Origin of the sequence: Comamonas suwonensis, assembly GCF_012844455.2 — a bacterium.
Classification (GTDB): Bacteria; Pseudomonadota; Gammaproteobacteria; order Burkholderiales; family Burkholderiaceae_C; genus Comamonas; species Comamonas suwonensis.
Window position 1 is genome coordinate 1 of record NZ_JABBCQ020000036.1, and the last position, 9,236, is coordinate 9,236.

At 60.8% G+C, this 9,236-nt stretch carries 12 protein-coding genes; 1 reads left to right on the forward strand and 11 read right to left on the reverse strand.

Going from position 1 to position 9,236, the window contains the following annotated elements:
- Positions 1-103 precede the first annotated feature (103 nt).
- From HF327_RS21420 to HF327_RS21455, 8 genes are all read right to left on the reverse strand, one after another.
- Complete coding sequence (locus HF327_RS21420) at positions 104-871, reverse strand: class II glutamine amidotransferase (RefSeq protein ID WP_198462377.1); 768 nt, start codon at positions 869-871, stop codon at positions 104-106.
- 58 nt (positions 872-929) lie between these two features.
- The gene (locus tag HF327_RS21425; RefSeq protein ID WP_198462378.1) at positions 930-2,414 is read right to left on the reverse strand and encodes a DHA2 family efflux MFS transporter permease subunit; all 1,485 of its coding nucleotides are present in this window, start codon (positions 2,412-2,414) and stop codon (positions 930-932) included.
- Complete coding sequence (locus HF327_RS21430; RefSeq protein WP_099735366.1) at positions 2,411-2,599, reverse strand: 4-oxalocrotonate tautomerase; 189 nt, start codon at positions 2,597-2,599, stop codon at positions 2,411-2,413. The genes HF327_RS21425 and HF327_RS21430 overlap by 4 nt, the downstream gene beginning before the upstream one ends.
- 107 nt (positions 2,600-2,706) lie before the next feature.
- Positions 2,707-2,895 carry a 4-oxalocrotonate tautomerase gene (locus HF327_RS21435; RefSeq protein ID WP_099735367.1) on the reverse strand — a complete coding sequence of 63 codons (189 nt, stop codon included), beginning with the start codon at positions 2,893-2,895 and terminating at the stop codon, positions 2,707-2,709.
- 53 nt (positions 2,896-2,948) lie between these two features.
- On the reverse strand, positions 2,949-3,194 hold the full coding sequence (locus tag HF327_RS21440; protein ID WP_198462386.1) for a cysteine-rich CWC family protein: 246 nt from the start codon (positions 3,192-3,194) through the stop codon (positions 2,949-2,951).
- A gap of 305 nt (positions 3,195-3,499) precedes the next feature.
- Positions 3,500-4,471 carry a Bug family tripartite tricarboxylate transporter substrate binding protein gene (locus tag HF327_RS21445; protein WP_198462379.1) on the reverse strand — a complete coding sequence of 324 codons (972 nt, stop codon included), beginning with the start codon at positions 4,469-4,471 and terminating at the stop codon, positions 3,500-3,502.
- Between the two features lie 56 nt (positions 4,472-4,527).
- A complete protein-coding gene (locus tag HF327_RS21450; RefSeq protein ID WP_198462380.1) occupies positions 4,528-4,917 on the reverse strand; it encodes an AtuA-related protein in 390 nt (129 codons plus the stop codon).
- Entirely contained in the window at positions 4,910-6,316 is a 1,407-nt protein-coding gene (locus tag HF327_RS21455; RefSeq protein WP_198462381.1) for an acyclic terpene utilization AtuA family protein, read from the reverse strand. Before HF327_RS21455 ends, HF327_RS21450 begins: the two co-directional genes overlap by 8 nt.
- Positions 6,317-6,396: 80 nt before the next feature.
- Between HF327_RS21455 and HF327_RS21460 the strand changes: the two genes are divergently transcribed.
- Positions 6,397-7,293 (forward strand): LysR family transcriptional regulator, encoded by an 897-nt coding sequence (locus HF327_RS21460; protein WP_198462382.1) that lies wholly within the window; start codon positions 6,397-6,399, stop codon positions 7,291-7,293.
- A 157-nt stretch (positions 7,294-7,450) separates the two neighbouring features.
- On the opposite strand, the gene HF327_RS21465 is transcribed toward HF327_RS21460, so the two are convergent.
- Genes HF327_RS21465 through HF327_RS21475 form a run of 3 tightly spaced genes read right to left on the reverse strand, consistent with a single transcriptional unit; the run spans position 7,451 to position 9,202 of the window.
- Entirely contained in the window at positions 7,451-8,122 is a 672-nt protein-coding gene (locus HF327_RS21465; protein ID WP_198462383.1) for a DUF799 domain-containing protein, read from the reverse strand.
- A 1-nt stretch (position 8,123) separates the two neighbouring features.
- On the reverse strand, positions 8,124-8,492 hold the full coding sequence (locus HF327_RS21470; RefSeq protein WP_198462384.1) for a DUF4810 domain-containing protein: 369 nt from the start codon (positions 8,490-8,492) through the stop codon (positions 8,124-8,126).
- A 14-nt stretch (positions 8,493-8,506) separates the two neighbouring features.
- Positions 8,507-9,202 (reverse strand): CsgG/HfaB family protein, encoded by a 696-nt coding sequence (locus tag HF327_RS21475; RefSeq protein ID WP_198462385.1) that lies wholly within the window; start codon positions 9,200-9,202, stop codon positions 8,507-8,509.
- Between the last annotated feature and the right edge of the window lie 34 nt (positions 9,203-9,236).

A 9,236-nucleotide genomic window follows, 5' to 3' on the forward strand; every position in this document is an offset into this window, starting at 1 on the left:
ACGCAGCTGCTTGCGCTGGCTGTGCTTGGCACTCAAAGTCCAAATACCTGCAAACCCATAAAAAGAGAGCGCACAGCGCTCTCTTTTTATGGGGGCAAAGCTCTCAGATGTCGAGACCCTGGCCTTGTTTGAAGACCTTGAGCTCGCCCGAACGTATGGGTGTCCAAGTTTCATTGTGGGTCAGCGGTGTCGTGACGATGATGGCCACTTTGTCTTGCGGGGTCGTCTCGCGCGAGAAGTCCACGCTGAGGTCTTCGTCGCAGAGTTGGGCCTGGGCAAATGGATGCTGCCGCTCTATGTAGCAGAGATGGGTGGTAGCGTGGGCCCAGAGAGCTTCGCCGTTCGAGAGCAGGAAGTTGAACGTGCCATGGGGCGCAATCTTGGCTGCCAGCTCGCGCAGGGTGTGGGTGAGTTCTTCAATGCTGGGGATACCGGCATGAGATTTCCATAGCTCTTGCATGATCCAGCAGAAGGCTAATTCACTGTCGGTATTGCCGATGGGGTGAAAGTGTGCGTGGAGTTTGGGAGCGAAATTTTTGAGATCGCCGTTATGGGCGAAGACCCAGTTGTGCCCCCAGAGCTCGCGCACAAAGGGGTGACAGTTTTGCAGGCTGACCACGCCCTGAGTCGCCTTGCGGATATGGGCAATGACGTTATTGCTTTTGATGGGATATTCGCGGATCAGCTTGGCGATGGGGGAGTCGATCGCACGTTCGTGATCGACAAAGTGACGCAGGCCTTTTTCTTCAAAAAAGGCGATGCCCCAGCCATCGGTATGGTCGCCGGTATTACCTGCGCGCTGGGTGAAGCCCGAAAAGCTGAAGCGCACATCGGTTGGTGTGTTGCAGTTCATTCCCAGTAGCTGGCACATGCGATGCTTTCTCAAGGGCCTGCGCCCGTTAAACCTCAATGGCTTAATTATGCGCAACTTAGCTGGGGGTGGGACTGCTCAAGGCTTGTGGTGAGCGCAGCTGCATTGATGCAACCAGTGCAATCAGGCAGAGCAGGGTGAGCATGGCAAAGCACTCGTGAAAAGCCGCCAGTTGCGCCGCCTGAGTGCTGAGGTTGCTATCAGCGACGTGGACTGCTATACGCCACTGCAGCATGATCCCGGATAGACCGACACCGGCGGCACCGCCCAGCATGCGGATGAAGCTGATGGTGCTGGAGCCTTGGGGAAGCAAAGAGCGATCCAGCGGGCGCATGGCCCCGAGGTTCAAGCTGGGCAGGATGAAGCCCAGACCGATACGGCCAATGATGATGACGACGGCCAGCCACCACAGCGGAGTCGTTGTACCAATCCAGATATTGAGAGCGAAGGACAGGGCCAGCAGTGCAACGCCTATGCCGACCAGCCAGTGCACGGGGTGCTTGTCTGCCATGCGGCCGACGATGGGGAAGGTAAAGGCCAGTACCAGCCCTGCGGGAATCAGCAGATTGCCGGCGTAGCTGGCTGACAGGCCCAGCCCCATCTGGATAAACAGCGGCAGCAGATAGGTGGAGCCGTACATTGCTGCACCGTAGATAAGGGAGACGATGCAGCCCATGACAAACGGGCGGCACTCGAAAAGGCGCAGATCCATCAGCGGCTTCTGACCCTGACGCAGCAGCCGTTGTTGCCAGAGCACAAAGGCGACAAGCAATACAGTCGATGCCAGGAGCAGCCCGGCGGCGGCCAATTTGGAAGGGCTGTGCAGTTGTGCCAGACCATTGAGCAGGCAGACCGTGCCAGCGCCGCCCAGTGTCAGGCCCAGCCAGTCCAGCGGTGTTTTCTGCGCGCCGGCTTCTGCACCGCCGGGGGAGGAGTGGGGGACGAGTTTGAAGCCCAGCCAGATTGATACCAGTGCAAAAGGCACAACCATGAAGAAGGTGGCGCGCCAGCCCAGCCAGTCCGTCAACACGCCGCCCAGCGCGGGGGCGAGGGCTGGGGCCAGCACCACGCCCATGCCAAACAGCCCGCCAGCGCGGCCCTGCTCATGGGGTTTGAAGGCACTCATCATGATGACGGCCGGTATGGGCTGGATGATGCCTGCGGCAATGCCTTCAGCGACGCGAGAAGCCAGAATCAGCGGGTAGTGCTGGGCCAGACCACCTACCACAGCACCGATGGTGAGTAGTACGAGAGCGGCCACATAAGTGCGGCGGTAGCCAAAGCGGTGCAGCAGCCAGGGCGTGACCAGCATGGCGATGGTGGATGCCACCATAAAGCCAGAAGTGATCCACTGGGCCTGCGCCGGGCCGATGTGGAAATAAGCGCTGATGGCCGGAATGGCCACGTTGACGCTGGTGGAGGGGAGAACCGACGCCACCACGCCGACCAGCACGGCCAGCAAAAGCAGCCAGCGGTAACGTTCTCCGTAACGGGCGCGCAGCTCAGCGGTGGATGCACCGCCTTGACTTGCGCCTGCGTTCATTCGCGTTCCAGCCAGAGCTTGCCGCCTGTGGCCCAGTTTTCGCGCTTGATGTCGGTGATCACAATGTCCACGTACTCGGGCGATCCGCCCAGAACTTCAACGCTGACGCGGGTGATTTCTTCGACCAGCTTGCGCTTTTGCTCAACGGTGCGGCCTTCCATCATTTCGATGTGATAGGTGGGCATGTAAGGACTTTCTGGATGTATTTTTTAAACACCTATCATAAATGGGCGGCTGTAAGACGGCGCAAAAAAAGCAGCCCGAGGGCTGCTTGTCACACGGTGTGCGGCTCTCAGCTCTGCTCTGACCAGAGCTTGCCAGCCGTGGCCCAGTTGTGGCGCGGCACGTCGGTAATGATGATGTCCACGGACTCGGGCGAGCTGCCCAGGACTTCCGTGGTCACGCGGGTGATGGCTTCGGCCAGCTTGCGCTTTTCATCAACGCTGCGGCCTTCAAACAGTTCAATGCGATAGGTGGGCATCAAGGTCTCCTGGGTAGTTGGGTGCCTGACCTGCGCAAAGATGGGCTGCAGAGTCAGTCGGTCGTGAAATCGGGGTTGCCGGGCTGGGCGCAGACCGGGCAGATACAGGCCTTGCCGCGTGCTTCAGGCGGCAGCTGGGCCAGCGCATCTTTGGACACTGGGGTTTGCATGCACCAGCAGCTTTCTGGCGGTAGGCCAGAGGTAATGGCGCACTGGTTAGCCTGGCCACATAGTGGGCAGAGGCAGGGATTGAGAGGCGTATTGCTTGGCATGGCGCCAGTGTAGAAGCCGTGCCGCATCAAGCCGGCCGCGTCCCATAAAAATGCACTCGATGTACGGACATGGAGTGCATTTTTGATAACTGCTTGCGCTTGTAAATCAATCAGTACCACTAAAAGTATATGTGGAGCTTATGAGTAGCAAGCAGTTGATGCTCTGAAAACAGAAGTGACCCATTCAATGCTTTTCGGCATCAGGCCTGCCGCAGGCAACGGTGGCGATGAGCCGGAGTTCCACAAGCATCTGGTGGCAGGCATCGCTTGTACGTTGGCGCGCGGCATAACTCAGCGCTAGGCAGTTGGTGACCCGCTGCGAATGCAGCCATTTATTCGGGCGTGATGCCTGCCGCTTTGATGACCTTGCCCCACTTCTGAGTTTCTGCGGCCTGGAACTGCGACAGCTCTTGCGGCGTGGTGGTCCAGGGCTCGGAGCCCGACATGTCGAAGAAAGACTTGGCGGCAGCGCTGCTCACGGCGCTGTTCAGCAACTGGTTGAGCTTGGCGACCACGGGGGCGGGCGTGTTAGCCGGGGCGTAGGCCGCAAACCAGTAACCCATGTCATAGCCTTTGACGCCAGCCTCGGCAATGGTGGGCACATCGGGCAGCTGGGCGCTGCGCTTTTGCGTGGAGTAGCCCAGGGCGCGCAGCTTACCGGCCTTGATCTGGGGCACGCCGGTGGAGACATCGGTAATCATCAGATTGATCTGTCCGCCCAGCAGGTCGGTAATTGCCAGCGGGTTGCTTTTGTAGGGCACATGCAAGATATCCACACCCGCCAGTTGCTTGAGCATTTCGCCGGCCACACGGCTGGACGAGCTGCCGCTGCCAAAGCTCAGCTTGCCAGGGTTGGCCTTGGCGAAAGCGACCAGCTCGCCCACCGATTTATACGGTGCGCCGGCCGGAACGACCAGCACCTGGCCGCCCTTGCCCAGGCCGGACAGCGGGGCGAAGTCCTTGACCGGGTCATAAGACAGCTTTTTGTACAAATGTTCGTTGGCCGCATGCGTGGTGTTGGTGGTGATCAGCACGGTATAGCCGTCTGCCGGCGCCTTGGCCACGGCCTGGGCGGCAATCATGCCGCTGGCTCCGCCCTTGTTTTCCACCACCACCGGCTGTTTGGTTTTCTCGGTGATGGACTGGCCCAGCGCCCGTGCCAGCTGGTCCGTGGCGCTGCCCGCTGCAAAAGGCACGACAAAGGTGATGGGCTTGCTCGGATAGTCGCTTTGCGCAAAAACCGTGGGCGCAAAGGCGAGGGCGATGCTGCTGACCAGCAGGCCGCGGCGTGTGAAAGAGGTCATGGTTTTGTCTCCTGATCGGATGGTTGTTGTGGAAAGGTCGAGGCGATCTATGTCGTCTATTCGTTGTCGGCCGGACCGGCCAGATAGGGCCGCAGCTGCGGCATGCGTTCGGCCGGTATGCAGATGGGCATTTGCAGCACGCGGTAGCACAGGGTCTTGCCATGGCTGTCGAGATTGAGGGCGTCATTGACGCCTCCATCCAGCACATCGTCCAGCACCAGGTTCATGGCCTGTAGCTGTGGCAGCAGATGGCGTTTGACCTGGCTTGGGCGGCGGTCGGCAAACAGGGCGCGCACGGCGTCCTCGCTGACCTGCTCGCAGATCAGCTCCCAGAAATCCGGATGCCAGGCGATGACGCTGATATTGGAGCGGTTGCCTTTGTCTCCCGTGCGGCCATGGGCCAGGCGGTACAGCGGAATGGCGACTGTGTTGCGGGACTCAGACATGGCTGGCCTCCTGGGTGTTCTGGGCATCTTGCGGCTCGGCCCATTGGAATCCGGTGCGTATCTGTTCCTGCGCAACCAGGCAGGAGGTCAGGCCCAGGCGCTGGCGCATATGGGTGCGCACACCACCGCCCCCGGCCGGGCCGCAGCAATACAGGGCATTGATCTCGCGGGGCAGGCGGGCAGCGGTGGCATGCTCCTCGTGTTGCCAGGCCATGCGCAGGCGCACATCGGCGGAGGCCTGGCTGAGATCGGCGTGATCAAGCCAGTCGCTGTCATCGTTGCCCCAGACGCTGGTCACGCCAATCAAATCAGTGCGCAGCGGCGCAATACCGTTCAGGCGCTGCGCGATGGTCTGGCCAGCCAGACGGGCACGTTCGGCGGCGCGAGGGCCGGCGTAGGAGATCTCGCCTTCGGCAAACCAGCCCGTGGCATAGCAGACATTGACCTTGAGCGTAGCTGGCCGTGGATGGCCCACCACGCCTTGCAGACGCACCTTGTCGGGTGCCAGGGCAATGACTTCGGCCTGGGTGATATCGGCCACGACATCGGGCGTGAAGTATTGGGCCGGGTCATGGATTTCGTAGAGCAACTGCTCCTTGATGGTGGCCGTTGTGATGCAGCCGCCCGTGCCCTGGGGCTTGAAAATGTTGCAATGGCCGTCGGCATCGATCTCGGCAATTGGGTAACCCAAGCGGTCCATGCCAAGCACCTCTTTGTAGCCTGGATCGGCAAAATAGCCGCCGCTGACCTGGGTGCCGCATTCCAGCAGATGGCCAGCCATGGTGGCGCGGGCCAGCCGGTTCCAGTCATCCCAGGCCCAGCCAAAGTGGGCCATGGCCGGGCCTACGACTAAAGAGGGGTCCGACACGCGGCCGCAGACCACGATATCGGCACCGGCTTGCAGCGCATCGGCAATCGGGCGCGCACCGATATAAGCATTGGCGCTGACCAGCGGCTGGCTGGGCATGCGCTCGGCCAAGGCTTGCTGCAGCAGGGGGCGCTGCTCAGGGGCGCTCAAATCATCGCCATGGACCACGGCAATGCGTGGCGCCTTGAGGCCCAGCTCCTGTGCCAGGCGGGCAATGGCGCGCGCGGCACCCGCGGGGTTGGCGGCGCCGAAGTTGCTGACGATGCGAATGCCGTGTTGCAGACAGTCAGCCAGCACCGGCCGCAGAAAATCCAGCATCAGCGGCTCAAAGCCTGCATCGGGGTCGCTTTGGCGTGCCAGCTGGGCCAGGGCCAGCGTGCGCTCGGCCAGGGTCTCGAAAATCAGCACCGCCGGTTGGGCCTGGCGAATCAGCTCCTGTACGACCGGGCCGGCGGCATCGATGCGGTCGCCCGAGAATCCGGCGGCGCAGCCGATCAGCAAGGGGGTGGGGTGGGGCGTGGGTGATGTCATGGAATCTCCTGCTGACCACTATAGGAAGGCTTTAGTAAGCTGTGAAATCGATAATTAAGATGAATTGATTTGGAAGGCAGATGAATCTTTCGGCGCGCGATATTCAGGCATTTCTGGCTCTGGCTGAGGTGAAGAACTTCACCCGCGCGGCGGCGCGCTGCCATCTGTCGCAGCCCGCCTTCAGTGCGCTCATCAAGGCGCTGGAGGCCAGTGTGGGCCTGCAGCTGTTTGACCGCAGCACGCGCCATGTGCTGCTAACACCTGAGGGCGAGCGCTTTTTGCTTTCGGCCCAGCGTATTGCGGCCGAGCTGGAGGACTGCGCCAAAGCCATGCGCGACACGGCCCAGTTGGCACGCGGCCATGTGGCGGTGGCCTTGCTGCCATCGCTGGCCGCGGGCTGGCTGCCGCCGGTGCTGGCGCAATTCATGGCACGACACCCTGGGGTGGACTTGGCCTTGCTCGATGTGCTCTCCGAGCCCTGCATCGCCGCCGTGGCCCATGGCGAGGCCGACTTTGCCCTGGCCGCCATCCGCGCCGATACCCCCGATCTGCAGGCCGAGCCGTTTTGCAGCGACGACTTTCACCTGGTCTGCCGTGAAGACCATGCGCTGGCGGCGCAGGACAGGCTGGAGGTGGCGGATCTGCTGCCCTGGCCTTTTGTGCACCTGGCGCGCCACAGCAGCGTGCGCCAGTATCTGGATGCGGCTTTTTTTCCGCAGAGCATGCATACCCTGGTCGAGGTGGAGCAGCTGGCCACGGTGATGGGCTTGGTGCATGCAGGCTTGGGCATCAGCGTGGTGCCGGCGCTATCGCTGTTTCATTTCGACAAACCGGGCTTGATCACGCGGCCGCTGTCTTTGCCGGGGATGGAGCGGCAAATTTATCTGGTGCGGCGGCGGGAGCGCAGTCTGTCTTTGCCAGCACAGGCCCTGTATCGCTTGATGCTGGAACAGCGCCCGCAATTCTCTGCACCATAAAAAATGCACATCCGAGGAGGTGCATGCAGGTTTGCGGCGACTCTTTAATTCATAGCTAGTGGCGCTCGACTCATATTGAATTCAAGGGTAAATCCATCTGAAATCATTATGAATAGTGTGCAAGAAGCTATTGTTTTTGAGCTGAACTTATGCCGCTTCAGTTCTTGCCGTACAGGGGCGAGCGAGGGCCGTACAGCAAACCATTGGGGCCACCTGCTGCTAGCAGGCGGTTGGTGGCCAGGCCTGCGACAGGGTGCGACGCATCGGTGGCGGAGCTGATGATCTGATTGACCAGCGCCGTCACCAGCATGCCGATCAGGCCGCCTCCGGAGTTGTTGCCACCTTCCTGATTGGATGCAGTGGCACGGCCATCCCATAGGGAATCGCCCGTTCTCAGGTCCACCAGTCTGGCTTCGACACTGACGATCGTGGTGCTCTGGATCACTTGATACGTGGTGCCGTACTTGGTGACGCGCAGGTACAGAGCCGCATCCGAGCCAAAAATTTCCTTGAGCTTGGCAGGTGCAACCTCATGGATATCGCCTGCGATTTCCAGACCGTTTTGCTTGAAGGTTTCGCTCATCAGCGTGACCGGCATCACATAGTAACCGGCTTCGGCCAAGGGCAGCGTGGCTTGTGAAAGCACGCTGGCACTGGCCTGAACTTCGGGGGCGTCATTGACCGGCGGCAGTACCAAAATGGATGCCGGTTTGGCAGCACGGTAGGCGCTGTAATCCCTGGTTTGCTGGGTGGCACAACCTGCAAGCCATGCGCTCAGCGCCAGCACCGCGCCGCATTTGAGCGCGCGTGATAGGAGTGGCGTATGCATGTCAGGCCCCGTTTTTCTTCATATTGCTGACCAGGTAGTCGATGTACTGGGTCGATTCGGGAAACTGTTTTTTCTCCTGCGCCCAGGCCGCCAGCGCCTGGTCGGTGCGGCCAGCATTCAGGTACAGCAGGCCCAGGTGGGCCTGATAGCCGGGAGGCAGTCGCGTGCCTGTGCCCGCAGCTTGATGCATGCCTTTTTCCATTTCCAGAATCTGCTCTTCCTGGGCCGGTGAGTCGCTCTTGAGGTAGCTGTATACCTGCTTTTGGTAGCTGTTCCAGCTGTAAAGCGGCTGAGGCGCCGTGACGCAGCCCGTCAGAAGAATGGCCAGCGCAACAGCGCTGCCCATGTGGATTGCCGAGGAAGATTTCATGGTCCGCCTGTCTTTCAGCGTCGTGTGGGGTTGCCTGAGAGTGCTGGCAGTGCGCCAGCGTCAACGGCTTCGCCCAAGCGATCGACGGCTTCGCGAATCGCCAGATCCAGCACCTTGCCGTTGAGGGTGGAGTCATAGCTGGCGGTGCCGCCAAAGCCCACGATTTCGCGGTTGGACAGTTGATACTCGCCCGCGCCCTGAACGGAGCGCACGACTTCCGAGGTGCGGATGTTCACAATGTTCAACGTGACCTTGGCATAAGCCGTCTGGGTCTTGCCACGGCCGAGCACGCCGAACAGCTGCTTGTCACCGACTTCCTTGCGACCGAATTCTGAAATGTCGCCAGTCACCACATAGTCGGCGCCTTTGAGCTGCTGTGCTGTTCCCTGGATGGCGGCTTCCTGCTTGATCTCCGCCATGTTGTCGCGATCCAGAACGCTGAAGCGGTTGCTCTGCTGCAGGTGGGCCATCAGAACTGTCTTGGCCTGGCTGCCCAGACGGTCGACACCGTCGGAAAATGCACCGCGCAGGTAGCTGGAACGGTTGTCGAATTTGCCGACGGCAATCGGGCTGCGGGTGCCATGGTAGCTACGGGTGGCGCTCTGGGTTTGAGTAGCGCTGACGGCCTGCGAGGTTTCAGTCGCACAACCGGTCAAAAGCATGGGCGCAACCACCAGGGCAGTCATAGAAAAGAGGCGGAGAGGATGCATGGGGTCAGGAGAAAAAAGAGAGGGGGATTGTATG